At 68.7% G+C, this 26,089-nt stretch carries 24 protein-coding genes; 9 read left to right on the plus strand and 15 right to left on the minus strand.

Going from position 1 to position 26,089, the window contains the following annotated elements; translation table 11 throughout:
* Positions 1-19: 19 nt before the first annotated feature.
* Positions 20-1,411 (plus strand): sigma-54-dependent transcriptional regulator, encoded by a 1,392-nt coding sequence (locus tag NR798_RS07890; protein ID WP_375773736.1) that lies wholly within the window; start codon positions 20-22, stop codon positions 1,409-1,411.
* A gap of 1,305 nt (positions 1,412-2,716) precedes the next feature.
* Positions 2,717-3,550 carry a GNAT family N-acetyltransferase gene (locus NR798_RS07895; RefSeq protein WP_375770816.1) on the plus strand — a complete coding sequence of 278 codons (834 nt, stop codon included), beginning with the start codon at positions 2,717-2,719 and terminating at the stop codon, positions 3,548-3,550.
* Positions 3,551-3,603: 53 nt separating this feature from the next.
* Here NR798_RS07895 and NR798_RS07900 read toward each other — a convergent pair whose 3' ends face one another.
* Genes NR798_RS07900 through nuoE form a run of 7 tightly spaced genes read right to left on the minus strand, consistent with a single transcriptional unit; the run spans position 3,604 to position 11,848 of the window.
* Positions 3,604-5,163, minus strand: coding sequence for an NADH-quinone oxidoreductase subunit N (locus NR798_RS07900; protein ID WP_375770817.1), 1,560 nt, complete (start codon positions 5,161-5,163; stop codon positions 3,604-3,606).
* A 15-nt stretch (positions 5,164-5,178) separates the two neighbouring features.
* Entirely contained in the window at positions 5,179-6,867 is a 1,689-nt protein-coding gene (locus NR798_RS07905) for a NuoM family protein (protein WP_375770818.1), read from the minus strand.
* Positions 6,864-9,086 carry an NADH-quinone oxidoreductase subunit L gene (nuoL, locus tag NR798_RS07910; protein WP_375770819.1) on the minus strand — a complete coding sequence of 741 codons (2,223 nt, stop codon included), beginning with the start codon at positions 9,084-9,086 and terminating at the stop codon, positions 6,864-6,866. The genes NR798_RS07905 and nuoL overlap by 4 nt, the downstream gene beginning before the upstream one ends.
* 40 nt (positions 9,087-9,126) lie before the next feature.
* Positions 9,127-9,429 (minus strand): NADH-quinone oxidoreductase subunit NuoK, encoded by a 303-nt coding sequence (gene nuoK, locus NR798_RS07915; protein ID WP_375770820.1) that lies wholly within the window; start codon positions 9,427-9,429, stop codon positions 9,127-9,129.
* Positions 9,430-9,486: 57 nt separating this feature from the next.
* Positions 9,487-10,002, minus strand: coding sequence for an NADH-quinone oxidoreductase subunit J (locus NR798_RS07920; protein WP_375770821.1), 516 nt, complete (start codon positions 10,000-10,002; stop codon positions 9,487-9,489).
* Positions 9,999-11,333: an NADH-quinone oxidoreductase subunit NuoF gene (gene nuoF / locus NR798_RS07925; protein ID WP_375770822.1), complete on the minus strand. Its 1,335-nt coding sequence runs from the start codon at positions 11,331-11,333 to the stop codon at positions 9,999-10,001. Before nuoF ends, NR798_RS07920 begins: the two co-directional genes overlap by 4 nt.
* Before the next feature lie 26 nt (positions 11,334-11,359).
* Positions 11,360-11,848, minus strand: coding sequence for an NAD(P)H-dependent oxidoreductase subunit E (gene nuoE / locus NR798_RS07930; protein ID WP_047855419.1), 489 nt, complete (start codon positions 11,846-11,848; stop codon positions 11,360-11,362).
* Between the two features lie 103 nt (positions 11,849-11,951).
* Here nuoE and NR798_RS07935 point away from each other — a divergent pair, with 103 nt between their 5' ends.
* Genes NR798_RS07935 through serB form a run of 3 tightly spaced genes read left to right on the plus strand, consistent with a single transcriptional unit; the run spans position 11,952 to position 15,490 of the window.
* Positions 11,952-12,707 carry a TIGR02266 family protein gene (locus NR798_RS07935; protein ID WP_375770823.1) on the plus strand — a complete coding sequence of 252 codons (756 nt, stop codon included), beginning with the start codon at positions 11,952-11,954 and terminating at the stop codon, positions 12,705-12,707.
* 30 nt (positions 12,708-12,737) lie between these two features.
* Positions 12,738-14,228 (plus strand): serine/threonine-protein kinase, encoded by a 1,491-nt coding sequence (locus NR798_RS07940; RefSeq protein WP_375770824.1) that lies wholly within the window; start codon positions 12,738-12,740, stop codon positions 14,226-14,228.
* Positions 14,229-14,287: 59 nt separating this feature from the next.
* Positions 14,288-15,490 (plus strand): phosphoserine phosphatase SerB, encoded by a 1,203-nt coding sequence (gene serB / locus NR798_RS07945; RefSeq protein ID WP_375770825.1) that lies wholly within the window; start codon positions 14,288-14,290, stop codon positions 15,488-15,490.
* A 6-nt stretch (positions 15,491-15,496) separates the two neighbouring features.
* Here serB and NR798_RS07950 read toward each other — a convergent pair whose 3' ends face one another.
* Positions 15,497-16,351, minus strand: coding sequence for a hypothetical protein (locus NR798_RS07950; RefSeq protein ID WP_375770826.1), 855 nt, complete (start codon positions 16,349-16,351; stop codon positions 15,497-15,499).
* Positions 16,352-16,392: 41 nt separating this feature from the next.
* Here NR798_RS07950 and NR798_RS07955 point away from each other — a divergent pair, with 41 nt between their 5' ends.
* From NR798_RS07955 to NR798_RS07965, 3 genes are all read left to right on the plus strand, one after another.
* Positions 16,393-16,752 carry a DUF309 domain-containing protein gene (locus NR798_RS07955; protein ID WP_375770827.1) on the plus strand — a complete coding sequence of 120 codons (360 nt, stop codon included), beginning with the start codon at positions 16,393-16,395 and terminating at the stop codon, positions 16,750-16,752.
* Positions 16,752-16,946 carry a CPXCG motif-containing cysteine-rich protein gene (locus NR798_RS07960; protein ID WP_375770828.1) on the plus strand — a complete coding sequence of 65 codons (195 nt, stop codon included), beginning with the start codon at positions 16,752-16,754 and terminating at the stop codon, positions 16,944-16,946. Before NR798_RS07955 ends, NR798_RS07960 begins: the two co-directional genes overlap by 1 nt.
* Before the next feature lie 181 nt (positions 16,947-17,127).
* The gene (locus tag NR798_RS07965; RefSeq protein ID WP_375770829.1) at positions 17,128-17,580 is read left to right on the plus strand and encodes an Hsp20/alpha crystallin family protein; all 453 of its coding nucleotides are present in this window, start codon (positions 17,128-17,130) and stop codon (positions 17,578-17,580) included.
* 162 nt (positions 17,581-17,742) lie between these two features.
* On the opposite strand, the gene NR798_RS07970 is transcribed toward NR798_RS07965, so the two are convergent.
* The 7 genes from NR798_RS07970 to kdsB all read right to left on the minus strand — a co-directional run bounded on the left by NR798_RS07970 (position 17,743) and on the right by kdsB (position 24,792).
* On the minus strand, positions 17,743-18,339 hold the full coding sequence (locus tag NR798_RS07970; RefSeq protein ID WP_047855425.1) for a response regulator: 597 nt from the start codon (positions 18,337-18,339) through the stop codon (positions 17,743-17,745).
* An 81-nt stretch (positions 18,340-18,420) separates the two neighbouring features.
* Positions 18,421-18,999 (minus strand): KdsC family phosphatase, encoded by a 579-nt coding sequence (locus NR798_RS07975; protein ID WP_375773737.1) that lies wholly within the window; start codon positions 18,997-18,999, stop codon positions 18,421-18,423.
* Positions 19,000-19,061: 62 nt separating this feature from the next.
* A complete protein-coding gene (gene kdsA, locus NR798_RS07980) occupies positions 19,062-19,892 on the minus strand; it encodes a 3-deoxy-8-phosphooctulonate synthase (RefSeq protein WP_375770830.1) in 831 nt (276 codons plus the stop codon).
* Positions 19,889-21,517 (minus strand): CTP synthase, encoded by a 1,629-nt coding sequence (locus NR798_RS07985; RefSeq protein ID WP_375770831.1) that lies wholly within the window; start codon positions 21,515-21,517, stop codon positions 19,889-19,891. Before NR798_RS07985 ends, kdsA begins: the two co-directional genes overlap by 4 nt.
* 94 nt (positions 21,518-21,611) lie before the next feature.
* The gene (locus NR798_RS07990) at positions 21,612-21,845 is read right to left on the minus strand and encodes a hypothetical protein (protein ID WP_047855429.1); all 234 of its coding nucleotides are present in this window, start codon (positions 21,843-21,845) and stop codon (positions 21,612-21,614) included.
* Positions 21,846-22,210: 365 nt separating this feature from the next.
* Positions 22,211-23,989, minus strand: a complete 1,779-nt coding sequence (locus NR798_RS07995) for an ABC transporter ATP-binding protein (protein ID WP_375770832.1) — start codon at positions 23,987-23,989, stop codon at positions 22,211-22,213.
* Between the two features lie 62 nt (positions 23,990-24,051).
* The gene (gene kdsB / locus NR798_RS08000) at positions 24,052-24,792 is read right to left on the minus strand and encodes a 3-deoxy-manno-octulosonate cytidylyltransferase (protein ID WP_375770833.1); all 741 of its coding nucleotides are present in this window, start codon (positions 24,790-24,792) and stop codon (positions 24,052-24,054) included.
* Between the two features lie 95 nt (positions 24,793-24,887).
* Between kdsB and wecB the strand changes: the two genes are divergently transcribed.
* On the plus strand, positions 24,888-26,060 hold the full coding sequence (wecB, locus tag NR798_RS08005; RefSeq protein WP_375770834.1) for a non-hydrolyzing UDP-N-acetylglucosamine 2-epimerase: 1,173 nt from the start codon (positions 24,888-24,890) through the stop codon (positions 26,058-26,060).
* Positions 26,061-26,089 lie beyond the last annotated feature (29 nt).

Below are 26,089 nucleotides of genomic sequence, written 5' to 3' on the forward strand. Positions count from 1 at the left end.
CCGTGGTTGCATCCTGGTCGTGGACGACCAGCGCAACATGCGGGCCACCACTGCGCTCCTCCTGAGCTCCGAGGGCTATTCCGTCCTCCAGGCCGCCACGGGGGAGGAGGCGCTCTCGACGCTGTCGTCCAATGGCGTGGACTTGATGCTGACGGACCTGAAGATGGAGCCCATGGACGGGCTCACCCTGCTCAAGAAGGCGCTGGAGGTGGCCCCGCGCCTGCAGGTCATCATGATGACGGCCTTCGGCTCCATCGAGAGCGCGGTGGAGGCCATGCGCCAGGGGGCCTTCGACTACGTCACCAAGCCCTTCAAGGAGGGCGAGCTGCGCTACCGGGTGGAGCGTGCGCTGGAGCGGGCGCGGATGCAGACGACGTTGGACTTGCTCACCGGCGAGTTCAACGAGCGTCACGGGCTGAGCGCGCTGGTGGGCCGCAGCCCGGCGATGCGCGAGCTGACGGGACGCCTGATGCGCGTGGCGCAGAGTGACGCCACGGTGCTGGTGCAGGGCGAGAGCGGCACGGGCAAGGAGCTGGTGGCGCGCGCGGTGCACGCGCACAGCCGGCGCAAGGAAAAGCCCTTCGTGCCCGTCAACTGCGCCGCCATCTCCGAGACGCTGCTGGAGAGCGAGCTGTTCGGCCATGCCAAGGGCGCCTTCACCGGCGCGGTGCGGATGCGCAAGGGCCTCGTGGAGGAGGCGGATGGTGGCACGCTCTTCATCGACGAGGTGACGGAGACGACGCCCGCCTTCCAGTCCAAGCTGCTGCGCACGCTGCAGGAGGGCGAGGTGCGGCGCGTGGGCGAGTCCACCTCGGTGAAGGTGGACGTGCGCATTGTTGCCGCCACCAACCGGGACATCGAGCTGGAGGTGCGCGAGAAGCGCTTCCGGCAGGATCTCTACTACCGGCTCAACGTGGTGACGCTGCGCGTGCCGCCCCTGCGCGAGCGCCTGGAGGACGTGCCGGAGCTGGCCGAGCACTTCCTCAAGCGGGCCAACGCGCGCAGCCCCAATCCCAAGCGCCTGTCGGAGACGGCGGTGGCGCACCTGATGGGCTACAGCTTCCCGGGCAACGTGCGCGAGCTGGAGAACCTGGTGGAGCAGGCGGCGGCCCTGGCCGAGGGCGAGGAGCTGCTGCCCGAGGACTTCCCGCTGCGCCCCCACGCGCGCGTGGAGGCCAGTGGCCCGCTGGGCACCCCACCCAGCGCCTCCTCGCTGGACACCCGCATCCGGGTGCCCACGCTGGCCGAGGCGGTGGAGGAGGCCGAGCGGCGGGCGATTGCCCAGGCCCTGGAGCGGCGGGGGGTGGACCTGGGCCAGGTGGCCGAGGATCTGGCCGTCTCCCCCACCACGTTGTGGCGCAAGATGAAGCGCCTCAACCTGCGTCCGCCCGGAGCCGATCACCGGGAGTGAGCCTGGACGGGCGGTGTCTGATACGGCACATCCCGCCAGGAATGAAATGCCCCTTCAATCCTGAAAAGCCGAAGTGCCTGAGATGATTGCGGATTTTCACTTCTGCAAAGGGATTTCAGGACTGCAATGCAGGAGCGGGGCCTCCCGGGGGCCTCAGAAGTGCCAAGTGCCTGAAATTACTGGACTCTGAGATTCCAGAAGCGCTGGCACGACGAGTGCTAAAGCATGAACCCGGAGCACGTCGATGTGGCCTGAAGCGGTTCCCCCCCACCTCTTCAGCGTCTCCGATGAGCTTAATTTAGAAGAACCCGCGGCCCGGTTCCCTTTCTGAGGGTGCCGGGCCGCCTTCTTTTTGGACCCCGAAAGTCCCGCGTTTCACTTCTGCAAGCGATTTCAGCGCTGCAATTGCAGGGCTGCAAGCCACCGGTGAGGGAAGGGGATGCCAGAGGCGCCAGGTGCCCGGAATCACTGGACTCTGGAGGCACGGAAGCCCTGGCACGGCACCTGCTAAGGGTAGAGACAGAGCACGTCGAAGTGAGGCTGAAGAGGTTCCCCCCCACCCCTTCAGCGCTTCCGGTGAGCTTCCTAAGAAGAACCCGCGGCCCGGTCCCCTTTTTGAGGGTGCCGGGCCGCCTTCTTTTCGGGCCCTGGGCTCGGCGCCCCCTGCCACTGCGGTGCTTTTCATTTCTGCAAGCGATTTCAGCGCTGCATTGCAGGGCTGCAATCGGGCCAGCGGATCCGACGGTCTCCAGGAGCCATGTGCCCGGAAACACTGGACTCTCGGGGCATGCGAAGGCTGGCACGGCGACTGCTAAGGGGTAGACACGGAGCACGTCGAAGCGAGGCTGAAGTGGTTCCCCCCCACCCCTTCAGCACCTTCCGGTGAGCTTCTTGAGAAGACCTGCGGCCCGGTTCCCTTTCTGAGGGTGCCGGGCCGCCTTCTTTTCGGGCCCTGGGCTCGGCGCCCCCTGCCACCGCGGTGCTTTTCACTTCTGCAAGCGATTTCAGCGCTGCATTGCAGGGCTGCAATCGGCCGACGGAGCCGGAGCTGCCTGACGAGCCATGTGCCCGGAAACACTGGACTCTCAGGGCATGGGAGGGCTGGCACGGCGACTGCTAAGGGGTAGACACGGAGCACGTCGAAGCGAGGCTGAAGTGGTTCCCCCCCACCCCTTCAGCACCTTCCGGTGAGCTTCTTGAGAAGACCTGCGGCCCGGTTCCCTTCCTGAGGGTGCCGGGCCGCCTTCTTTTATACGCTCCGTGATTCGCGCCCGGGCGAGTGGCGTGGAGGAGGGGCTTTCCGACATGCGCGATGCACACGGCGAAGCGCTGGGGCTGCGGCCGGGGCGGGTGGAGGACCACGCCGACTTCGTCCGGCTGTTTGGCGAGCTGGGCGTGGAGGATCCACCGCCGCCGCTGGACGTGTGGGTATCGGACCTCGTGAAGCGGGCCTTCTTCCTGGAGGGGCCGGAGGGGGTGGCCGCGTACGCCGTCGTCGATGTCCTGGAGGAGACCGGCTACGTGGTGAACCTGGTGGTAGCGCCGGGCCAGCGGGGGAGGGGGTTGGGGCGGAAGGTGATGCGGGAGCTCGCCGCCTGGTTCCGGGCGAGAGGGTGCCGCGAGTGGATGCTGTACGTGAAGCCGGACAACGCGCCGGCGCTGGCGTTGTACGGCGCGATGGGGATGAAGGCGGGGCGGCTGGAGACCACGTGGCGCCTGTCGTGGCGCCACCTGGAGGCCCTGCCGCTGGCGCCCGAGGAGCTCGAGGTGGTGCCGGTGTCCGGGCCGGACTTCGCTCCGCTCACACAGGCCTTCGGGCTGGTGCCGGGCAAGCTGGCCCGCTTCGCCACGCAGGGCACGCACCGGTTGCGGCGCTTGATGAACCCGGAGCATCCGGAAGCGGCCGGGTTGGGGCTGATGGATGTGCGGCCCCTGGCGCGAGTGCTGGCGCCCTTCTACGCGGCGACGCCCGCGCACGCGCGAGCGCTCCTGGAAGCGGCCTTCCTCGAGCTTGGGAGCGCGGAGGAGCTGCGCGTGGTGACGGGGGACGCGGAGCTGGAGCCCCTGTTGCGCGAGGCGGGAGCGCGGGCCGTGCTGCGGACGCTGGTGATGCGCGGACCGTTGCCGGACCCGCAATGAAAACGCCCGGGCGGAAGCCGCCCGGGCGTGGGTGAAGCCGGAGGAGGCGCGCCTCAGCGGGTGAACAGCGTACCGGCCTGGGCGATCCACTCGGTGAGGGGGCCGGGGATGATGCCCAGCAGCACCACGGCGACGGTGGAGACCACCAGGGCCACCTCGGTCATCCAGCTGCGCTCGAGGGTGTGAGCGCCCTCGGGCACGGGCCGCATGTACATGTAGACGACCACGCGCAGGTAGTAATAGGCGCCGGCCGCGCTGGAGAGCACCGCGATGATGGTGAGTCCGACGAGGCCCGCGTCCACGGCGGCGCGGAAGAGGATGAGCTTTCCGATGAAGCCGATGGTGGGAGGAATCCCGGCGAGCGACAGCATGAAGGCCGCCATGGCGAAGGCCCAACCCGGGCGGCGCTGCGCCAGGCCGCTGAAGCGCTCCAGGTCCCAGGCGGTGCCCTTCTCCTCGTCCTCGCGGCGCTCCAGCAGGGAGACGACGCCGAAGGCGCCCACCGCGGTGAAGGTGTAGGCGAGCAGGTAGTAGAGGATGCCGCGCAGGGCCTCCACCCGGGCCACGGCCTCGGGGCTGGCGCCGACCAGCCCGCTGGCGCCGAGCAGCTTGAACTCCTGGCCCGGCGTGGCCGTGAAGAGAGCCGCCACGCCCAGCAGCAGGTAGCCGGCGTGGGCGATGGAGGAGTAGGCCAGCATGCGCTTCACGTTGCGCTGCGGGATGGCCAGCAGGTTGCCCGCCACCATGGTGAGCAGCGCCAGGGTGGAGAAGATGGCGAAGGGCAGCTGCGCGTCGATGCCATTGCCCACGCTGACGAACACGCGCACCAGGGCGACGAAGGCGGCGGCCTTCACGCCCGCGCTCATGAGGGCGGTGACGGGGGTGGGAGCACCCTCGTACACGTCCGGCGTCCACATGTGGAAGGGCACCGCGGCCACCTTGAAGGCGAAGCCGGCGGCCACCAGCACCGCGCCCGCGTAGACGAGCGCCGCGTTGTTGACCATCGCGCTGCGCAGCGGCTGCGCCATGTCCGAGAGCAGGGTGGTGCCGGTGGCGCCGTACAGCAGCGCCGAGCCGTAGAGCAGCACCGCCGAGGAGAAGGCGCCGAGGATGAAGTACTTGAAGCCCGCCTCGCTCGGCCGCGTGCCGCGCCGCAGGTACGACGTCAGCGCGTAGGTGGCGATGGAGAGCACCTCGACGTTGACGAAGATGGTGATGAGCTCGTTGGACAGGCCCAGCAGGCTCATGCCCGCGCCCGCGAAGAGCATGAGCGCGTAGAACTCACCGCGCTCGGCGCCGCGCTTGCGCAGGAAGCCGGCCGCGGTGAGCGAGGCCAGCGCCAGCGACACGCAGACGATGAACGTCAGGAAGCTGGAGAAGGGGTCCATCGCCCCGAAGCCGAGGAACACCTCGCGCGCCGGCTCGGCCAGCAGCGACAGCGACACGAAGCCGGCGATGACGGACGTGGCGGTGGACAGCACCGCCTGGTAGCCGCGCGAGGAGGTGGCGGTGAGGAACACCTCCGACAGGAGCAGGATGCACGCTCCCACCACCAGGATGATGGCGGGCAGCATCGGGAGAAAGTCTGCCGACGTCAGGTTGGGCAGGTTCATGGTGGAGACTCTCGACTAGCGCCGATCGGCGAGCGGGCCCGGCGTCGGGGCGTTGGGAGCAGTGGCCAGACCGGCCGGGGGCAGGCCCATCACGGAGATCTGCACGTCACTCGGCCGCACCTGGCTGCCGGGGATGCCCAGCTCGGCGCGCTGGATGAAGCGCTGGGTAGACGGGTCGATGCGATCCAGGAAGGGCTGCGGCATCAGGCCCATCACCAGCACCAGCACCAGGAAGGGCGCCACGGTGGCGAACTCGCGCAGGCTCAGGTCCGTGAGGCCCTGGTTCTCGCGGTGGGTGAGCGGGCCGAAGAACACCTTCTGCACCATCCACAGCATGTACGCCGCGCCGAGGATGACGCCCAGGGTGGCGAAGGCACCGAAGGCCAGACCCAGGCTGCTCTTGAAGGTGCCCAGCAGCACCAGGAACTCGCCCACGAAGCCGTTGGTGCCCGGCACCGCCACGGACGAGAAGGTGATGATGAGGAAGGACGCCGTGTACACCGGCACCACCTTCGCGATGCCGCCGTAGTCGGACATCAGTCGGGTGTGGCGCCGCTCGTACAGGAAGCCGAACAGGAGGAAGAGGGCGCCCGTGGACACGCCGTGGTTGAGCATCTGGTAGGCGCTGCCGGTGGCGCCCTCGGCGGTGAGCGCGAGGATGCCCAGCATGCAGTAGCCCAGGTGGCTCACGGACGAGTAGGCGATGAGCTTCTTGATGTCCCGCTGCGCCAGGCACATGAGCGCGCCGTAGACGATGCCAATCACCGCCAGCGTGGCCAGCAGGGGCCGGGCCATGTGCGTGGCGTTCGGGAAGAACGGGATGGCGAAGCGCCAGAAGCCGAACGTGCCCATCTTCAGCATGACGCCGGCCAGAATCATGGAGCCAGCCACGGGCGCCTGCACGTGGGCGTCGGGCAACCACGTGTGCACCGGCCACATCGGCACCTTGATGGCGAAGGCGATGGCGAAGGCGGCGAACAGCCACGGGCCCCAGCGGTACAGGATGCCGGCCATGCCGGGGAGCTGCGAGCAGTCACCGCCAGTGCCCATGCACGCGGCGATCTGCGCGTTGGCGCCCGACAGGCTGTTGTAGATGGTGGCGTAGTCGAAGGAGCGGTTACCCGGCGTGCTGCTGATGAAGTAGATGGCGACGATGGCCACCAGCATGAGCAGCGAGCCGGCCAGCGTGTAGAGGAAGAACTTCACCGCGGCCATCTGGCGATCCTCGGCGCCCCACACGCCCACCAGCAGGTACATGGGGATGAGCATCGCTTCCCAGAAGATGTAGAAGAGCAGCACGTCCAGCGACACCAGCGCGCCGAGCATCACCGTCTGCAGCACGAGCAGCGACAGGTGGAACTCCTTCACGCGCTCGGTGATGTACGTCTGCGAGGCCATGACGACCAGGGGCCCCAGGAAGACGGTCAACAGGAGCAGGCTGATGGCCAGGCCATCCGCGCCGATGTGGTAGCTGACGCCGAGCTGCTCGAGCCACCGGGTGCGGTACTCGAGCTGGAACTCGGCGCCGCCCGGCTCGAAGCGCAGGTAGGCCCAGACGCCGAACACCAGGTCCACCAGCATGCCGATGAACGTGATGGTGCGGATCTGCCCGCGCTCGGAGCCGGGCAGCATCCACACGAGCACCGCGAAGAGCAGCGGCAGGTAGACGACGAGGTTGAGCAGATGGGTTTCGAAGAAGCTCATTTCAGCACCAGGATGAGCGCGTACACCGCGCCGCCGAGCAGGGCCAGGGCCATCACCGCGGCATAGGCCTGTGCGTCTCCCGTCTGCACGTAGCGGAGCGCACTGCCCACGCGGGCCGTGACCCACGCGGTACCGCGTACCGCCACCGTGTCGATGAGGAGGGTGTCCACCAGCTTGTAGAGGATGGCGCTCACGTTCTTCACCGGCCGGATGACCAGGAACTCGTAGGCCTCATCCACATAGAACTTGTTCTGCGTGAAGCGCCGCGCCCCGCGGGCCCAGGCCGGAGCCGGCTGGCCCACCCGCGACGGGAAGAACTTCAGGTACATGAAGCCGGCCGCCGCACCACCCGCCAGCGCCACCAGCCACGCCTTGATGTAGTCGAAAAGGCTCGGGACGCTGTGGTCCAGCTTCACCTCACCGCCGCGCAGGGCGATGCGCTCGGCGCTGGAGAACACGGGGCCCAGGAAGTTCTCCATCACCGGCTGCATGACACCACTGCGGCCCGGCATCAGCGGCAGCGCCTGCACCAGCGCGACCACGCTGAGGAACGCCAGAATCCACAGCGGCGCCGTCATCCGCCAGTCGCTCTCGTGCGCGTGGGGAATCTTCGCCTCCGGCGAGCGCTTGCCCTCGAAGGTGAGCAGGTACACGCGCGACATGTAGAAGGCGGTGCACGCGGCGATCAGCAGGCCCACGTAGTAGACGGCGCTCGAGGCCCACTCATAGCCGTGCAGGTGGTTGTGGTGGATGCCGTGGAAGATGGCGTCCTTGGAGAAGAAGCCGGAGAGCGGGAAGATGCCGGTGATGGCGAGCGTGGCCACCAGGAAGGTGAACCACGTCTGCTTCATCTCGCGGCGCACGCCGCCCAGCTTCTTGATGTCCGTCTCGTCCGCGTTGCCGTGCATGACGCTGCCGGCGCCGAGGAAGAGGCAGGCCTTGAAGAAGGCGTGGGTGACCAGGTGCAGCACGGCCGCCCAGAAGATGCCCATGCCCACGCCCATGAACATGATGCCGAGCTGGGACACGGTGGAGTAGGCGAGCACCTTCTTGATGTCGTCCTGCGCGAAGGCGATGAGCGCGGCCACCAGCGAGGTGATGGTGCCGATGATGGCCACCGTCACCATGGCGGTGGGGCTGAGCACGAGCAGGAAGCTCATGCGGCTGAAGAGGTAGACGCCCGCGGTCACCATCGTCGCCGCGTGGATGAGGGCGGAGACGGGGGTGGGACCGGCCATGGCGTCCGGCAGCCAGACGTACAGCGGGAACTGGGCGCTCTTGCCCGCCGCGCCGAGCAGGAACAGCAGCAGCGCCACCGTGAGCACGCCGCCGAAGGTGCGGCCCTTGAGCGGCCCCTCCGAGATGGGCGTCTCCAGGCTGACGCCGCCCTGGGCCTTCTCCGCCGTCACGTGCAGCGCGTTGGCCATGACCTCCAGGCCCTGGAAGGACACGGGGCCCTTCTGCACCAGGCCCTCGCGGAAGCGCACCTGGGACGTCTCCGGGTTGCTGCCCACCTGGCTGAAGTTGCCGGCGTTGCCCTGGGTGTTGAAGGCGCTCACCAGCAGCACGACGAGGAAGGTGGCGATGAGGAACGCGAAGTCACCGATGCGGTTGGTGACGAACGCCTTGCGGCCCGCCCACGCCTTGGCCGTGTCCGAGTACCAGAAGCCGATGAGCAGGTAGCTGGCCATACCGACGCCCTCCCAGCCCACGAAGAGCAGGACCAGGTTGTCGGCCAGCACCAGCGTCAGCATCGCCGCCACGAAGAGGTTGAGGTACGCGAAGTACCGCCAGTACCCATCGTCGTGGGACATGTAGCTGGTGGAGTACAGGTGGATGAGGAAGCCCACGCCGGTGATGACCAGCAGCAGCGTCCCCGACAGGTGGTCCACCAGCAGGCCGAAGTTCACCCGGAAGGTACCGGCCGAGAACCACGTGCCGAAGTCATGCCCGAAGGCGTAGCGGATGGTGCCCGTGGAGAAGGCATTCTCCATGGCCACCGCCTGGGAGGCCTCCAGGGGGCTCACCGCCAGGAACGCCGAGAGCGACAGCAGGAAGGAGCCCGCCACCGCGGCGCAGGCCACCAGGTAGACGTTGGCGCGGCCGAGCATCCGGCCGAACACGCCGCAGATGAACGCGCCCAGCAGGGGCAGGGCGATGATCAGCCACAGGGCGGCGGGATCCAGCCGCAACTGAAGGAGGAATTGCTTGAGTTCCATGGGCAGGAGGGCTCGCTTGGCGGAATGAGGTGCCGGGACGTCAGTGCTTCATCGTCCGGATTTCTTCGATGCTGATGGTGCCCCGGCTGCGGAACACGGCGATGACGATGGCGAGGCCGATGGAGGCCTCGGCCGCCGCGACCGCGATCACGAAGAAGGCGGACACGTGGCCCGTCAGGTGGCCGTTCTGCTTGGCGAAGGCGAGGAACGTCAGGTTCGCCGCGTTGAGCATCAGCTCCACGCACATGAAGACCACCAGGGCGTTGCGGCGGATCAGCACGCCGAACATGCCCATGCAGAACAGGGCGGCGGCGAGGATGAGGTAGTAGGAGATCGGGACCATGGCCGTGTGAAGGGCGAGCGCCGCCCGCCTTCTAGCAGAGGGTTGAAGACGACGGGCTCAAATCCGCGACTTGGCCACCACCACCGCGCCCACCATGGCCACCAGCAGCAGCAGGCTGACGGCCTCGAAGGGCAGCAGCCACTGGGTGTAGATGACCTGGCCGATGGCCGGCAGCGTGCCGAAGCCGCTGGCGACCGCCTGGGCTCCGGTGAACGTCTGGGTGGAGGGCGGCATGCGCCAGATGGCCATCACCAGCACCACCAGCAGGCCGGCCGCCGCGCCTCCGCCCGCGATGCGCGCGAGCGTCAGCCGCGGCCCGGACGAGGTGGCCTCGCCCAGGTTGAGCAGCATGATGACGAAGAGGAAGAGCACCATGATGGCGCCCGCGTAGACCAGCACCTGCAGCACCGCCACGGTGTGGGCCCACAGGAGCACGTAGATGCCGGCCAGGAAGAAGAACGTGGCCACCAGCGACATCGCCGAGCTGATGGGGCTCTTGGCGAAGATGACCAGCCCGGCGGACAGCAGCGTCAGGAGCGCGAAGGCTCCAAAGAGAACCAGCTCGACGTTCACGACCAGTCTCCGAACGCGCCCCAGGGCTTGTCGCCGAACGGGCAGCGGTGCTCGCGGATGTGCGCCTCGAACTCGTCGCGGAAGCGCATGAGGAAGGAATGGGTCGGCAGCGCCGCGGCATCGCCCAGCGCGCAGATGGTGTTGCCCAGGCCGATCGGCGGGTAGGGCGCGATGGAGGAGGCCACGTTGGAGAGGATCTCCACGTCGCCCGGCTCGCCCCGGCCCTCTTCGATCTTCCGCAGCAGGCGGGTCTGCCAGGGGGTGCCCTCGCGGCACGGGGTGCACTGGCCGCACGACTCCTCGGCGTAGAAGCGCGCCACGCGCCACAGGCTGCGCACCATGCAGGTGGTGTCATCCATGACGATGACGCCGCCGGAGCCGGCCATGGTCTGCTTCACCTTGACCGCCTCGAACTCCATGGCGATGTCCAGCTCGTCCGGGCTGAGGATGGGCGCCGAGGAGCCACCGGGAATCACGGCCTTCACCTTGCGGCCCGCAGGCAGGCCCCGGCCGTACTTGTCGTCGAAGATGAGCTGCGTGAAGGTGGTGTCCAGCGACACCTCGTAGACGCCCGGCCGGTTCACCGTGCCCGAGAGGCACACCAGGCGGGTGCCGCCCGACTTGTCGGTGCCCAGCCCGGCGTACCAGCCGGCGCCGCGGGTGAAGACGTGGGGCACGCTGGCGAGCGTCTCCACGTTGTTCACCACCGTGGGGCTGCCGAACAGGCCCACCACCGCGGGGAACGGCGGCTTGAGCCGGGGCCAGCCCTTCTTGCCCTCGAGGCTCTCCAGCAGCGCCGTCTCCTCGCCGCAGATGTAGGCGCCCGCGCCGCGCACCACGTAGCAGTCCAGCTGGAAGTCCTTGCCCAGCATCTTCTTGCCGAAGATGCCGGCGGCGTACGCCTCGCGGATGGCCGCGTTGGTGCGCTCCGCCTGGAACTTGAACTCACCGCGCAGGTACACGTAGCAGGTGTGCACGCCCAGCGCGTAGGACGCGATGGCGATGCCCTCCAGCATCATGTGCGGATCATGCTCGAGGATGTAGCGGTCCTTGAAGGTGCCCGGCTCGGACTCGTCGCCGTTGACGGCGAGGTACTTGGGCTTGGGGCTGTCCTTGGGGACGAAGCTCCACTTGAGCCCCGTGGGGAAGCCGGCGCCGCCGCGGCCGCGGAGGTTCGACTTCTTCACCTCGTCGATGATCTGCGCCGGCGCCAGCTCCAGGGCCTTCTCCAGGCCCTTGTAGCCGCCGCGCTTCTTGTACTCATCCAGGGTCCAGGAGTTGGGCTTCCCCCAGGCGGCCGAGATGAGCGGTTCGAATGCCGTTGTCGCCATGGAATCAGGTTCCTTGATGGAGCAGGTCAGGAGAGCTTGTCGAAGATCGCGTCCAGCTTGGCCTTCGTGAGGCTCTCGTGGTGGTCCTCATTGATTTGCAGGCACGGCGCGGTGCCGCACGAGGCAAGGCACTCGGTCTCGCGCAGGGTGAAGCGCTCGTTGGCCTCCCCGGCCTTCAGCCCGAGCTTCTGCTCCAGGTAGGCGAGCATCTTCTCCGCGCCCCAGAGGGCACAGGAGAGGTTGGTGCACACGTCCACCACGTACTTGCCGGGCTTCTTGAGGTGGTACATCACGTAGAAGCTCGCGACCTCGTAGGCGCGCTCGGGCGTGACGCCCAGCCGGCTGGCGACCAGCTTGAGTCCCTCGGGGGGCAGCCAGCCTTTCAGCTCTTGAAGGAGCCGCAGCGCGGGAAGCATCGCGGCGCTTTTACGATCGGCCGGGTAGTGCGAGAGGATCTCCGCGATCTCCGCATCGAACTTCTTCTGCTCTTCGGGGGTGAACAGGGGCTCCGCCATGGCGGGCGCTTCGTAAGTCTCGAAAGGCTTCGTTGTCAACATAAACCCACGGCGCTACACTCAGGCCCATCAGCGAAATGCCGAGCGATTTCAAGCCCTTGTTATGAACCGGGGATCAGACGACAAGCGCGACGAGCCCCGGGTACCACTCGTTCTGCGGGTGCAGTTCCCGAATCAGGAGCGGATGGTGGCGGTCACGGAGAACCTCTCCAAGGGGGGGATCTTCGTGCAGACCGAGCGCACCTTCACGCCCGGGCAGGAGCTGGGACTGGCACTTTCTTTCCCGGGGCTCCTGAATCCGGTACAAGTCGTGGGGACGGTGGCCTGGGTGCGGCCCGCCTCCGAAGAGGCGCCGGGTGGTGTCGGCATCCGGGTGGTGCGCGATCAGGATCGGCAGCGATTGGGTGAAATCTTGAGCTCGGCAGGACAGACCCGCGCGTCGGACCGGACGGCCCTCCCCGCCGAGGGCTATCGTGTGCTCATCGTCGAGGACAACCCGCACATCGTCGAGATGTACAGCTACGTGCTCAAGAAGCTGGCGAGCGGGGAGCTGGCGGGCAAGGTGCCGCTGGAGGTCCACTTCTCGCCGGACGGGCACCATGCGCTGCAGGCGCTGCGCTCCACCCAGTTCAGCCTGGTGATGACGGACCTGTACATGCCGGTGATGGATGGGTTCGCGCTCATCGAGCGCATCCGCGCCGAGGAGCCGCTCAAGTCCATTCCCGTGGTGGCCATCTCCGCAGGAGGCCCGGAGGCACGCGAGCGCGCCATGCAGCTGGGCGTGGACATCTACCTGCGCAAGCCGGTGCGTTTCCAGGAAGTGCTGGAGACGGTGAAGCAGCTGCTGCACATTCCCTGACGGCCCCGCGAGGGCTGATTTGAGGCCCACATGTCCAAGCCCTCCATCCACCGCGATACCGTCTGCGGCGAGGCGTTGTTCATCCTCCAGAGCCTGAGGGAGAACGGCCGTCTGGGACGCTCCAGCAAGCTGGCCGATGTGAAGGCCGCGCTCGAGCCGTCCGTCTCGCTGGAGTTCGACAGCTACTACCTCTTCCTGCGCAAGTCCCACTACATCGCCCTGGATCACCGCGAGGCGCAGCTGCGTCTGACGGACCTGGGCGAGCGCGTGGTGGATGGCGAGCTGCACGACAAGTTCGCCGTGGAGGTGGAGGAGTTCTTCGCCGAGCAGCTCGGCGTGTCCCCGGCCGCCGCCCAGCGCGAGGCCGAGACGGCCGATCCCCGGATGCCGCCGCCCCCGCCGGACACGCTCCTGGAAGACTCGGAGGTGGTGCGCGCCGTGGAGTCGCTGCCCCCGCTGCCGAGGGCCCGCACGTCCGGGACGTTCGGCTTCGAGGTGCCGGTGGCCGCTCCCGTGCCGGTGCCGCCCCCGGTGGCCAGCGTGCGCAACGAGGCCATGCCCGTGCCGCCCGCCGTGCCGGTGCCGCCCGTTGCTCCCATGGCGCCCGTCGCTCCCGTGCCGCCTGCCGCGCCCGCTCCCGTGTCCACCGCCCCCGTGGCCAGGGCCCCGGAGCTGTTGGATCAGCGCTACCAGAAGCTCGAGGCGCTCGGCACCGGACCGCTCGGCACCGCGTACAAGGGCCGCTTCAACGCGCTCGGGCTGGACATCTGCGTCAAGGAGTTGAAGGACATCTTCGGCTACTTCTCCTTCCTGCAGCGCGGCGAGGTGCTCAAGCGGCTGAAGAAGGAGCTGTGCGCGCAGGCCCAGGTGCGCCACCCGGGCATCGTCCAGGTGCTGGACCAGAACACGGAGACGGCCCGGCCCTACTACGTGCTCGAGCTGCTGCACGGCAGCCTCAAGGGCAAGCTGGAGGAGGGCGGAGGCAAGGGCGTGCCGGTGGCGCTCGCCACGCGGTGCTTCCTGCAGATCGCTTACGGGCTGCGCGCCGCGCACGCCGCGGGCCTCACCCACCACAACCTCAAGCCGGAGAACGTCCTCTTCGACGTCTACGGCAACGCGAAGCTGGGCGACTTCGGCCTGGTGCGCGTGGTGGAGCAGGACGCCTCCAAGGGCCTGCCCCAGGTCTTCGTGGGGGCCGGCGGCATGGTGTACCTCGCCCCCGAGCTCATCCAGCCGCAGCGTGCGAAGGAGGCCGGTCCCGCCGCCGACGTCTACGGGCTGGGCATCCTCCTCTACGAGATGCTCACCGGGCAGATTCCGGGCCGCCGCTCGCCGCTGCCCTCCGAGGTCAACCCCGAGGCCCCCGCCGGTCTGGATGCCATCTTCGACAAGATGACCCAGGACCGCGTGGAGCAGCGCTACCCGGACATCGACGCGATGCTGGAGGACTTCTACAAGTCCTTCCCCGAGGCGCAGTTCCTCTCCAAGGGCGATCTCATCCTCTCCTCGGAGCCGCGCTGACGCCCGCCGTGTGACGAGTGCTCGCGGCGGACGGGCCGGGCTGTCAGACTCGCCGCACCATGAGCGACAGTGCGAACCCGCAGGACTCCGTGCTCATCACCGTCACCGGGAAGGACCATCCCGGCATCACCGCCCGTCTGACGGGCATCCTCGCCGAGGTGGGCGCGGCGCTGCTCGACATCGAGCAGGTGGTGGTGCAGGGACAGCTCACCCTGTGCCTGCTGGTGCGCCTGCCCGGGACGCGCGACGTGCTCAAGGAGCTGCTCTTCGTGGCCCGGGAGCTGGGCGTGTCGCTGGACTTCCAGCCGGTGGCCGCGCCGAAGGCCCCGGCCGCTCCCGGCCCCAGCCGCCATGTCGTCACCGTGGTGGGCCGCTCCCTGGGGGCGCGTGAGCTGCACGCCGTCACCGAGCGGCTCGCCCGGCACTCGGCCAACCTCGAGCGCGTCAACCGCCTGTCCGAGGCGGAGCTCGGCTCCGTGGAGATCCACATCGCCCTGCCGCCGGAGCGGGAGCCCGAGGAGCTCAAGCGCTCGCTGCTGGAGCTGTCCATGTCCACCAGCGCCTTCGACGTGGCGCTGCAGCGCGAGAGCCTCTACCGGCGCAGCAAGCGGCTGGTGGTGATGGACATGGACTCCACGCTCATCCGCATCGAAGTCATCGACGAGCTGGCGCGGGCCTACGGCGTGGGCGAGCAGGTGTCGCGCATCACCGAGCGCGCGATGCACGGGGAGATGGACTACGACGAGTCCCTGCGCCAGCGCGTGGCGCTGTTGAAGGGGTTGGACGCGAAGGTGCTGCACGGCATCGCCGCCAACCTCCCGCTCACCGAGGGCGCGGAGACGCTCATCCGCGTGCTCAAGCGGCTGGGCTACCGCACCGCCATCCTCAGCGGGGGCTTCTCCGTGGCCGCCGAGGCGCTCAAGGCCCGGTTGGGCATCGACCAGGCCCACTCCAACGTGCTGGAGGAGGTGGACGGCAAGCTCACCGGCCGCACGCTGGGGCCCATCGTCAACGCGCGCCGCAAGGCCGAGCTGCTCGAGAGCATCGCCCAGCAGGAGGGCATCCTCCTCGACCAGGTCATCGCCGTGGGCGATGGCGCCAATGACCTGTTGATGCTGGAGCGCGCGGGTCTGGGCATCGCCTTCCGCGCCAAGCCCAAGCTGCGCCAGGCGGCCGATACCTCCATCTCCGCCGGCGGTCTGGACACCATCCTCTACCTCCTGGGACTCACGGGCCGCGAGCTCCAGGAGGTGCTGGGGTAGGGCGCCTCAGGAGGGGCGCATGCGCGCCGCCAGCTCCCGCTGCTGGACCATGCCCTTCTCCAGCAGCAGCTCGAGCAGGGCGCGCAGAATCTTGGAGCTCTTCTCCTGGTTGGCCTGCACCGCCTGCAGCCGCTGCATCTCCTCGGGGGAGAAGACCTCGGCGGGGGAGGGCGAGGCGCTGAGGATCTCGTCGAGCATGTCCGTGGCGCTCGACGTGCCACCGGGCCGCGAAGGAGCGGGAGCCGCGGCCTGACGGGCGTTCTCCCGGGCCATGTTCGGCGCGATGTCGGCGATGGCCTTCACCACCGTCTTGCCGCTCATGTCGACGACCTTGAACTCATCCTCGTCGCCGGAGGAGGACGAGGACGAGGCGGAGCTGCTCCTGCTCGGGGCCGAGTGGGACGAGTGGGTGACGGCCGGGTCCTGGTTGCGGTAGTGGCGCAGGATGGCGTTCTGGATCTCCCGGTCGCCGGCCACCACGGGGACGACGCGCGTGCGGCTGCGCGCGGCCACCTGGTCGATGGTCTGCAGGTCCGTGGGGTCCGCCATGGCGAGCACGAGCGTCTTGCCGTTGTCGCGCAGGGATACGGGGAAGACGCCCTTCTGCTCGGCGAGACCGACGTCCAGCTTGGCGAGGGCTCCCACGTCCTTGGCGGTGCCCAGCTGGACGCGCTGCATGCCCAGGCCCTGGGCAATGGCCTCGGTGAGGGTGTCCTCCTTGGCGATGCCCATGTCGGCGATGATGCGCGACAGGCGCCCGCCCCATTGGTCGTGCTGGGCGAGCGCGCTGCGCAGTTGCATCTCGTCGATGACGCGGGCCTTGACGAGAATCTCTCCGATACGGTTGCGAGGTGCGGCCATGGCCTCCAGTCTACGGAGGAAGGAGCCTGGAGTCGCGTTCGATGCCACGTGGATTCGATACCTGCCTGGCGGAAGGGGTGGCGCTCTTCAACGCCGGGCGCTTCTTCGAGGCACACGAGGCCTGGGAAGAGGCCTGGCAGCACGAGCGCGGCCCCCGCAGGCTGCTGCTGCAGGGCCTCATCCTCGTGGCGGCGGGCTGGCTCAAGCGCGACGCGGGCAATGCCCGGGGTGCGTGGACACTCTTCTCCCGCGCCCTGGAGCGGCTCGAGTCCCTGCCCCCGGCCTGTGAAGGCGTGGACGTGGGCGGCCTGCGCCCCCAGGTCGCCGGTTGGCGCGAGGGCGGCCCCTGTGCCCGGCCCCTGCTCGCCCGGCTGCTCTCCGGCCCGGCAGGAGGCCCCTGATGCAACCCTTCGCGGACGACGCGCTGCTGCTCTGCCCCTACTGCGGTGAGGAGGTGGAGGTGACGGTGGACCCGGGTGGCCCCTCGTCGGAGACGTACGTGGAAGACTGCCCGGTGTGCTGCCGGCCGTGGGTGGTGCACGTCTCCCGGGAGGACGAGGACGTGTCCGTCTTCCTCGGGCGCGAGGACGACTGAGCCGGCCGGAAGGGGGCCGCGGCGCGTCGCCTTGACACGTCCCGAAGCATGGTTCTCTTGAAGCTGTGAGCGACGCCGGGCCCTGAAGACAGCGGGTCCGGCGCCAACAGACAACCCATCTCTTTCAACTCAACCACGCGCCGCTGCTCCGTCTGGAGTGCGGCGCGAACAGGAGACGTCCATGCTGAACCGTTGGAACCCGTTCGAGATGAGCAATGGTGCCGTGGCGCTGGGCCCCCTCATGGCCAAGGAGTTCGACCAGCTCTTCCGCGAGCTGAGCGTGCGCCAGGGCCCTGCCCGCGAGCTCGTCCCGCCCGCGGACATCTTCGAGACGGCCGAGGGCATCACCCTCCAGGTGGACCTGCCGGGGCATGACCCGAAGGCCATCGAGGTGAAGGTGGAGAACGACACCCTCACCCTCAAGTCCGAGCGCAAGCCGGTGGAGCGCTCGGAGAAGGACAGCGCGCGGCGCCTGGAGCGCAGCTTCGGCGTGTACACCCGCTCCTTCGTGCTGCCGCGCACCGTGGACGCGTCCCGGGTGGAGGCTCGCTACGAGAGTGGCGTGCTCACCCTGACGCTGCCGCGGCGCGAGGAGTCGCGGCCCCGCGTGGTCGAGGTGAAGGTCAACGGCTGAGGGGGGAAGGGGTAGCGGCACCGGGCGGGACGGGCCTCTGGGAAGCGGCTCGTCCCGTCCAGTGCAAGGCCACGCAGGACACACGGGCGGCGATGCGCACTCGACGGGGACCCTGCAATGGGCCCCCGGGAGACGCTTCGCCGCTCGGGGCGTTGGCGCGGACTAGCGCTTGACGGCGGTGGTGGTGCCACCGAGCGCCAGCGGGACGCGGAACAAGTCCAGCACCTGCTGCACGTCCAGCGGCTTGGGCAGGCACGCCACGGCGCCGGCCTGCTTGGAGCTCTCCACCACCTCGGGCGAGTGGGCGGACGTCATGGTGATGAGCCGCACGCCCTCCATCTGCTTGCGGGCGCGGATGCGGCGGCACACCTCGATGCCGTCGATGTCCGGCATGTTCAGGTCGATGAGCATGCCGTGCGGCTTCTGCTCGCTCACCAGCAGCAGCGCCTCGACGCCGCTGGTGGTCGTCTGCAGCTCCACCTGGTTCGCGTAGGGCTTGAAGGCACGCTTGATGGCGTCGAGCACCTGCCGCTCGTCATCCACCACCAGCAGGCGCACGGTGCTGCTGCCCAGCTCCTCGGGCACCGGCATCTGGTGGGTGATGAGGAAGGTGCGAAGGTCCGCCGAGCGCACGCGCCGGTGACCGCCCGGCGTCCGGAACGCCATGAGGATGCCGCGGTCGATCCACTTGCTCACCGTGGACGGGTCCACCTGGAGCAACCGGCTGATGTCGTGGGTCGTGTAGAGCTGATCCGTCATCGAACTCCCCTCACTCTGCACTGCTGGCTTCCGGCCTTCATAGGATAAGACACCTAAGCGGGAAGCGAAAATTCTTCGATTTCACAACTTGACAGCTTGTAGGGCATCAGGGTCCCTCATGTGTTGAACGGTGGCCTCCCACCGTCCCGATGCCCGCAAGCACAACTCGACCAGCTCGCGCGCGGCCCCGTGACCTCCCCGGCACCGCGCGACGTAATGCACCGACTGACGAACCTCGGCGGCGGCGTCCGCCGGGCAGGCCGAGAGGCCCGCCATGCCCAGAGGGCCCAGGTCGTTGAGGTCATCCCCCATGTACGCGCACTCCTCGGGGGACACCTCGAGCTGGGACAGCAGCTCCCGGAAACCGGCCGCCTTGTTCTTGCGGCCCTGGAGCACCGCGGCCAGGCCCAGCTCCCGGCCGCGCACTTCCACGATGGAGGAGGAGCGCGCGGTGAGGATGGCGGTGCGCAACCCCGCCAGCCTCGCCATCACCAGACCATGGCCGTCCTTGACGTCGAAGCGCTTCATCACCTCGCCGCCATCGCCGTAGAACAGGCCACCATCCGTGAGGACGCCGTCCACGTCGAAGGCGAGCAGACGCACGCGTGCCGCGCGCTCCGTCAGCTCGTCCCTGCTCGGTTTGGGCGGCAGCTCCGTCATGTCGCGTCCCTTGGACTTCCTCCCCACGACTTCGTTCACACTACCTACCGCGAATCCGCTCTTTACGCAGGTTCGTGACCCAATGCGCGCCGAATGGCCAGCACTTGACGTAGCACGTCCTCGAACATCTGGGGGTTGAGCGAGCACGGACCGTCACACAGGGCACGGTCCGGGTCTTCATGTACTTCCGTGAAAAGCGCGTCTATTCCGGCGGCCGCGGCGGAGCGGGCCAGCAGGGACACAAATTTGCGCTCACCGCCCGTCTGGCCATCACCGGAGGAGGGCAGCTGCACGGAGTGGGTGGCGTCGAAGCACACGACGAGCCCGGCCTCGCGCATCTGGGCGAAGCCGCGCATGTCCACCACCAGGTTGTTGTAGCCGAAGGTGGCGCCGCGCTCGGTGACGAGCACGTTGGGGTTGCCCGCCTCCACGGCCTTGCGCGCCGAGTGGACGATGTCCTTGGGGGCCACGAACTGGCCCTTCTTCAGGTTGACGCCCTTGCCGGTGCGCGCCACCGCCTCCACCAGGTCCGTCTGGCGGCAGAGGAAGGCGGGAATCTGGATGATGTCCACCACCTCGGCGGCCGGGCCCACGTGGCTCGTCTCGTGGACGTCGGTGAGGACGGGCACGCCCACCTCGCGCTTGATGCGCGCGAGGATGCGCAGGCCTTCCTTCAGCCCGGGGCCCCGGAAGGACTTGCCGCTGGTGCGGTTGGCCTTGTCGTAGGAGCACTTGAAGGCGTAGGGCACGCCCAGCCGGCCCGTCAGCTCCTTGAGGAGCCTGGCGTGGCGCAGCGCCATCTCCTCGGACTCGATGCTGTCCGGGCCGGCGATGACGAAGAGCTTCTGGCCGGGGCCGACCTCATGGCCGCACAGGTTGATGCGCGGGCTCATGCCTGCGTCCTTCCCGCGTCACGCTGCGCGAGGGCCGCGCGGATGAAGCCGGAGAAGAGCGGGTGGGGCGCGAAGGGCTTGCTCTTGAACTCGGGGTGGAACTGGCAGCCGACGAAGTGGGGGTGGTCCGGCAGCTCGATCATCTCCACGAGGTTGAGCTCGGGGTTGTGGCCGGACACCACGAGGCCCGCCTCCTGGAGCCGGCCGCGGTAGGCGTTGTTCACCTCGTACCGGTGGCGGTGGCGCTCCTGGATGACGTCCTCCCCATACAGCTTGTGCGCGAGCGAGCCGGGCTTGAGCGCGCACGCGTAGCTGCCCAGGCGCATGGTACCACCCTTGTCCTGCACCTTCACCTGGCTCTCCATGAGCGTCACCACCGGGTGCGGGGTGTGCTCGTTGAACTCCAGGGAGTTGGACTCGGCCAGGCCCAGCACGTTGCGGCTGAACTCCACCACCGCCATCTGCAGGCCCAGGCAGATGCCGAAGAAGGGCACCCGCTTCTCCCGGGCGTAGCGCACCGCCGCGATCTTCCCCTCGGTGCCGCGCACCCCGAAGCCGCCGGGCACCAGGATGGCGTCCACCCCGCCCAGCAGCGCCTCGGCGCCCTTCTCCTCCACGTCCTGCGAGTCCACGAACTGCAGGTCCACCTTCACGTCGTTGGCGATGCCGCCGTGGAGCAGGGACTCGTTGAGGCTCTTGTAGCTCTCCTTGAGGTCCACGTACTTGCCGACGATGCCCACCTTCACCTCGCCGCGGCCCGGCGAGTACACCTTGCGGATGATGTCCTCCCAGCGCTCGAGCCGGGCGGCACGCGTCCAGATGTTGAGCGTCTCGGCCAGCCGCTCGTCGATGCCCTGGCGGTGCAGCTCCAGCGGCAGCTCGTAGATGCTCTTCACGTCCGGCGAGGTGAACACGTTGCCCGGGTCCACGTTGCAGAACATGGCAATCTTGTCCTTCATCTCGCGGGAGATTTCCCGGTCGGTGCGGCAGATGAGGAAGTCGGGCTGGATGCCGATCTCCCGCAGCTTCATCACCGAGTGCTGCGTGGGCTTGGTCTTCACCTCGCCAGCGGCGCCGATGTAGGGCAGCAGCGTGAGGTGCATGTAGACGGTGTTGCCGCCGCCCACGTCGTAGCGCATCTGGCGGATGGCCTCGAGGAAGGGCAGCGACTCGATGTCGCCCACGGTGCCGCCCACCTCGACGATGACCGCGTCCATGCCCTGCGCCGCCTGGCGGATGCAGGACTTGATCTCATCGGTGATGTGGGGAATCACCTGGACCGTCTTGCCCAGGTACTCGCCCCGCCGCTCCTTCTGGATGACGGCGTGGTAGATGCGCCCGGAGGTGAAGTTGTTGAGCCGGGACATCCGCGCGTTGGTGAAGCGCTCGTAATGGCCCAGGTCCATGTCGGTCTCGCCACCGTCGTCGGTGACGAAGACCTCACCATGCTGGAACGGGCTCATCGTGCCCGGATCGATGTTGATGTACGGGTCGAGCTTGAGCAGCGTGATGTCGAGCCCACGGTTCTCGAGCAGGGCGCCAATGGAAGCAGAGGCGAGCCCCTTGCCCAGCGAACTCACGACCCCGCCGGTCACGAAGATGAACTTGGTCTTCTTGGAGCGCATGACCCTTCCTGCCAAGAGACCCCGGGGGCGTCAATGATTCTGTCGACGCCCCCGGACGCTCGCCTGGTCCCGGAAGTCCGGCAAGGGGTGCATTTCACTCCTGGCCCTGGGTCCGCGGCCGGGATTCGGCGTAGTCGCGGGCCCGGGGTTCACAATCGCGTTGCTCGCGCAGGGGGCAGTGGCGGCAGGACCACCCGTCCCAGCCGCGTTTCACCGCGAGATGAAGACAGGCGTCGTAGTTGAAGCAGAACAGGTTGCGCTGGACCTCTACCGCCGTCTCGTCACGCAGAGCGGACGGCAGGGGACTCGGGCATGGTGTGATGGACAAGGTCAGGGCCTCCGGCGGATGAACGGGCCTTCCCCCCCTCGCACCTGCAACAGGGTTGTCGCACGCGCATTCCCGAGGACCCGGCAAAAAAAGGACCGCCCGTCTCGCGGCCCCAAGCGTGGAGGGGTGCGCGAAACGGGCGGGCCCGAACTGCTGGCGTCAACACTTCCGCCGTAGGGTGGCTTCTTCAGCGCGCCATACGAGCGGAGGTGGACGCCTGACTGTTGCTGTCGGTCAAGGCATCACCTCCTTTCTGCGGCGGCTTATGTAATGGCGGGTTTTTCGCCGCGCCACTCCGCCTGGGAGGTGTTTCGTGCCTGGAAGCAGGGCAGGCAGGAGGGCGGGTGCCCGTCAGGAGGCCTGAGCTAGGCCGCCACGAACTGACGCTCCACCAGCCGGCGATAGAGGCCGTCCTGGCCCATGAGCGCGGCGTGGTTGCCGCTCTGCACCACCTTGCCGCCCTCCAGCACCAGCACGCGGTCCGCGCCAATCACCGTGGACAGGCGGTGGGCGATGATGATGGTGGAGCGGCCCTTCATCAGCCGGTCCAGGGCCTCCTGCACCAGGTGCTCGCTCTCCGCGTCCAGCGCGCTGGTGGCCTCGTCCAGCACCAGCAGGCGCGGGTTCTTGAGCACCGCCCGGGCGATGGCGATGCGCTGCTTCTGGCCTCCGGACAGCTGCACGCCGCGCTCACCCACCAGCGTGTGGTAGCCCTCGGGGAAGCGGGAGATGAACTCGTGCGCGTTGGCGGCGCGCGCGGCGGCCTCCACCTCGGCGTCGGTGGCGTCCATGCGGCCATAGCGGATGTTGTCCGAGATGGAGGTGGCGAAGAGCATCGGCTCCTGCGCCACCGTGCCAATCTGTTGCCGCAGCCACTCGGGGTCCAACGCGCCCAGCGGCCTGCCGTCCAGCACCACGCTCCCGCCCTGCGGATCGTACATGCGCGCCAGCAGCCCGGCGATGGTGGACTTGCCCGCGCCCGAGGGGCCAACGATGGCCACCACCTCGCCCGCGTCCAGCTTCAGGTCGATGCCCTGCAGCACCGGCACGTCCGGACGCGTGGGGTAGGCGAAGCGCACCTGCTGGAACTCGACGCGGCCCTGCACCGACGCCAGGCGCTCGCCGCCCTCGGAGGGGATGGCGGGCTTGCGGTCGATGAGCTCGAAGACGCGCTCGGCGGCACCGGCGGCGCGCATGAAGTCCGCCCACAGGTCCGTCAGGGCGCCCAGCGCGAAGGCCACCATCATCGAGTACATCAGGAAGGACGCGAGGTCGCCCGCCGTCATGCGGCCGTCCAGCACCAGCCGGCCGCCGTACCAGAGCACCACCGCCACGGCGCTCATGCTGGCGGAGGAGGCCACGGTCATGAAGATGGAGGACTGCATCACCCGGTGGCGCGTGATGTCATAGGCCCGCTCGGTGGCGGAGCGGTAGCGCTCCACCTCGTGCCGCTCGGCGGCGAAGGAGCGCACGGTGCGGATGCCGGACAGGCTCTCCTCGGCCACCGTGTTGGCGGCCGCCAGCGCGTCCTGCGTCTTCTTGGAGAGCCCGCGCACCCTGCGGCCGTACGTCACGGCCCCCACCGCCACCGCCGGCACGATGGCCAGCATCAGCCCGGTGAGCACCGGCGAGGTGTAGAGCAGCAGCGCGATGCCGCCCAGCGCCTGCGCCGCGTTGCGCAGGCCCATGGAGATGTTCACGCTCACGGCGTTCTGCAGCACCGCGGTGTCCGAGGCCAGCCGGTTGGTGAGCTCACCCGTCCTGCGCTCGTCGAAGAAGCCCACCTCCTGGGCCATGAGGCTGGAGAAGAGCTGCTGCCGCAGCCTCGTCACCACGCGCTCGCCCGCGGTGGTGAAGAGGTAGTAGCGCACCGCCATCGCCACGCCCTGCGCCACGGAGACGGCCGCCATGATCAGCGCGATGCGGTCGATCCGCGAGCGGTCTCCCGACTTGAGCACCTGGTCGATGATGTCGCCGATGGCTCTCGGGTACACCATCATCAGGCCGCTGGCGATCAGCAGGAAGACGATGCCGCCCATGATCCTGCGCGCCTGGGGGCGGGCGAGGCTCAGGATGCGGCTCACCGTCACGCGGGAGATCTTGGGCTTCTTGGAGGCGTCGGGTTTCTGGGAGGCGTCGGACACGCGCGCAGACTAACGCGGGACGTGCCCCGCCGCATGCTTCCCTGGAAGGCAGGGGGCCAGGCTCAGGCGCCCCGCATCGCCGCCTCCACCCGGGCCACGTCCTCGGGCACGTCCACCGCCACCGAGCGCCCCGTCACCTTCCCGCAGCGGATTCGGATGCCGTGCTCCAGCGCTCGTAGCTGCTCCAACTTCTCCGCCTGCTCCAGCGGGGTGGCGCTCAGCTCCGCCAGCCGCAGCAGCGTGTCGCGCCGGTAGCCGTACAGCCCCAGGTGCGCCCAGCGCTGCACCGCCCCCGCCTCGCCCGGCTCGCGGATGAAGGGCACCGTGCTCCGGCTGAAGTAGAGCGCGTCCCCGTTGAGCGCCAGCACCGCCTTCACCACGTTCGGGTTGTCCGCCTCGGCCGCCTCCAGCGGGCGCGCCAGCGTCCCCATCTCCACCTCCGGGTGCACGAAGAGGCCCGCCAGCACCCGAAGTGAAACCGGGTCCACCAGCGGCTCGTCGCCCTGCACGTTCACCCAGACGTCCACGTCCAGGTGCGCCCGCGCCACCTGCGCCACCCGGTCCGTCCCCGTGGCGCACTCGGGCGAGGTCATCACCACCGTGCCGCCGAAGCCCTCCACCGTCCGCTGGATGCGGGCGTCGTCGGTGGCCACCACCACCTCGTCGAAGGCGCGCGCCTCCTGGCAGCGCCGCCACACGTGCTCGATCATCGGCCGGCCGGCGATGAGGGCCAGCGGCTTGCCGGGAAAGCGCGTGCTGGCGTAGCGGGCGGGGATGACGGCGAACGTGCGGGGCGAGGACATGGTGGCGCGCTCTCTATCAGATCCTCGACGCTGCAAGGCACCGGCGGGAGGGGCCCACTAGGCAGCCGGGGGCCCGTGCCTACCTTCCCGCCACCATGAAGAAGGTCCTCCATATCGTCGGCGCTCGTCCCAACTTCATGAAGGTGGCCCCCATCCATCGGGCCATCTCCGAGCGCGGCGCACTCGAACAGAAGCTGGTGCACACCGGGCAGCACTACGACGTGAAGATGAGTGACGTCTTCTTCACCGACCTGGGCATGCCCGCTCCGGACATCCACCTCGGCATCGGCTCGGGCAGCCACGCGGAGCAGACGGCCAAGGTCATGCTCGAGCTGGAGAAGGTGTTCGCCAGCGAGAAGCCCGGCATCGTCTCCGTGGTGGGCGACGTCAACAGCACCCTGGCCGCCGCGCTCGTGGCGGTGAAGATGGGCATCCCCATCGCCCACGTGGAGGCGGGGCTGCGCAGCTTCGATCCCGCCATGCCCGAGGAGATCAACCGCGTCCTCACCGACCGCATCTCCCACCTGCTGCTGACGCCCTCGGCCGACGCGGACGCCAACTTGATTCGCGAGGGTCTGGAGCCCGAGCGCATCCGGCTGGTGGGCAACGTGATGATCGACTCGCTGCTGGCGGCCCGGGAGAAGGCCCTGCGGCTGTCCACGCTCCAGGACATGGGACTCGTCGCGCGCGGCTACGCCGTGTGCACCCTGCACCGGGCCTCCAACGTGGACGACGCCCAGGTGCTCACCGGGCTGCTCTCGGCGCTGGGCCACGTGGCCAGCCGGCTGCCCGTGGTCTTCCCCGTCCACCCGCGCACCCGCAGGCGCATCGCGGAGCTGGGGCTGGGCGCCTCGCTGGAGCGCACCCCGGGCCTGCGCCTGGTGGACCCCATGGGCTACCTGGAGTTCCTCGCGCTCACCTCCCAGGCCCGGCTCGTCTTCACCGACTCCGGCGGCCTCCAGGAGGAGACCACCGTGCTCGGCATTCCCTGCCTCACCGTGCGCGAGAACACCGAGCGCCCCATCACCGTGGACATCGGCACCAACCTCGTGGTGGGCACCGATCCGGTCCGCATCCGGCAGGCCGCGGATCGCATCCTCGATGGTCACGAGAAGAAGGGCCGTGTCCCGGAGCTGTGGGACGGCCGCACCGGCGAGCGCATCGCCCGTCTGTACGAGGAGTTCCTCGGCGTGGGCAAGGCGTCGCGCCGCACGGGCGCCAACCGGATCGTTTCCTCCGCTCCGGAGGCCGAGCACCACCCCGTTTGAGGAGCCTGTCGGAGTCCCCGTTGCGCGTT

Source organism: Archangium gephyra, assembly GCF_042230915.1.
Lineage (GTDB): Bacteria > Myxococcota > Myxococcia > Myxococcales > Myxococcaceae > Archangium > Archangium gephyra_B.

Excerpts from the sequence above, each read along its gene's own strand:
- NR798_RS07895 (WP_375770816.1), top strand. The coding sequence starts at position 2,717 with ATGCGCGATGCACACGGCGAAGCGCTGGGGCTGCGGCCGGGGCGGGTG.
- NR798_RS07900 (WP_375770817.1), bottom strand. The coding sequence starts at position 5,163 with ATGAACCTGCCCAACCTGACGTCGGCAGACTTTCTCCCGATGCTGCCC.
- NR798_RS07905 (WP_375770818.1), bottom strand. The coding sequence starts at position 6,867 with ATGAGCTTCTTCGAAACCCATCTGCTCAACCTCGTCGTCTACCTGCCG.
- nuoL (WP_375770819.1), bottom strand. The coding sequence starts at position 9,086 with ATGGAACTCAAGCAATTCCTCCTTCAGTTGCGGCTGGATCCCGCCGCC.
- nuoK (WP_375770820.1), bottom strand. The coding sequence starts at position 9,429 with ATGGTCCCGATCTCCTACTACCTCATCCTCGCCGCCGCCCTGTTCTGC.
- nuoF (WP_375770822.1), bottom strand. The coding sequence starts at position 11,333 with ATGGCGACAACGGCATTCGAACCGCTCATCTCGGCCGCCTGGGGGAAG.
- nuoE (WP_047855419.1), bottom strand. The coding sequence starts at position 11,848 with ATGGCGGAGCCCCTGTTCACCCCCGAAGAGCAGAAGAAGTTCGATGCG.
- NR798_RS07935 (WP_375770823.1), top strand. The coding sequence starts at position 11,952 with ATGAACCGGGGATCAGACGACAAGCGCGACGAGCCCCGGGTACCACTC.
- NR798_RS07940 (WP_375770824.1), top strand. The coding sequence starts at position 12,738 with ATGTCCAAGCCCTCCATCCACCGCGATACCGTCTGCGGCGAGGCGTTG.
- serB (WP_375770825.1), top strand. The coding sequence starts at position 14,288 with ATGAGCGACAGTGCGAACCCGCAGGACTCCGTGCTCATCACCGTCACC.
- NR798_RS07950 (WP_375770826.1), bottom strand. The coding sequence starts at position 16,351 with ATGGCCGCACCTCGCAACCGTATCGGAGAGATTCTCGTCAAGGCCCGC.
- NR798_RS07955 (WP_375770827.1), top strand. The coding sequence starts at position 16,393 with ATGCCACGTGGATTCGATACCTGCCTGGCGGAAGGGGTGGCGCTCTTC.
- NR798_RS07960 (WP_375770828.1), top strand. The coding sequence starts at position 16,752 with ATGCAACCCTTCGCGGACGACGCGCTGCTGCTCTGCCCCTACTGCGGT.
- NR798_RS07965 (WP_375770829.1), top strand. The coding sequence starts at position 17,128 with ATGCTGAACCGTTGGAACCCGTTCGAGATGAGCAATGGTGCCGTGGCG.
- NR798_RS07970 (WP_047855425.1), bottom strand. The coding sequence starts at position 18,339 with ATGACGGATCAGCTCTACACGACCCACGACATCAGCCGGTTGCTCCAG.
- NR798_RS07975 (WP_375773737.1), bottom strand. The coding sequence starts at position 18,999 with ATGACGGAGCTGCCGCCCAAACCGAGCAGGGACGAGCTGACGGAGCGC.
- kdsA (WP_375770830.1), bottom strand. The coding sequence starts at position 19,892 with ATGAGCCCGCGCATCAACCTGTGCGGCCATGAGGTCGGCCCCGGCCAG.
- NR798_RS07985 (WP_375770831.1), bottom strand. The coding sequence starts at position 21,517 with ATGCGCTCCAAGAAGACCAAGTTCATCTTCGTGACCGGCGGGGTCGTG.
- kdsB (WP_375770833.1), bottom strand. The coding sequence starts at position 24,792 with ATGTCCTCGCCCCGCACGTTCGCCGTCATCCCCGCCCGCTACGCCAGC.
- wecB (WP_375770834.1), top strand. The coding sequence starts at position 24,888 with ATGAAGAAGGTCCTCCATATCGTCGGCGCTCGTCCCAACTTCATGAAG.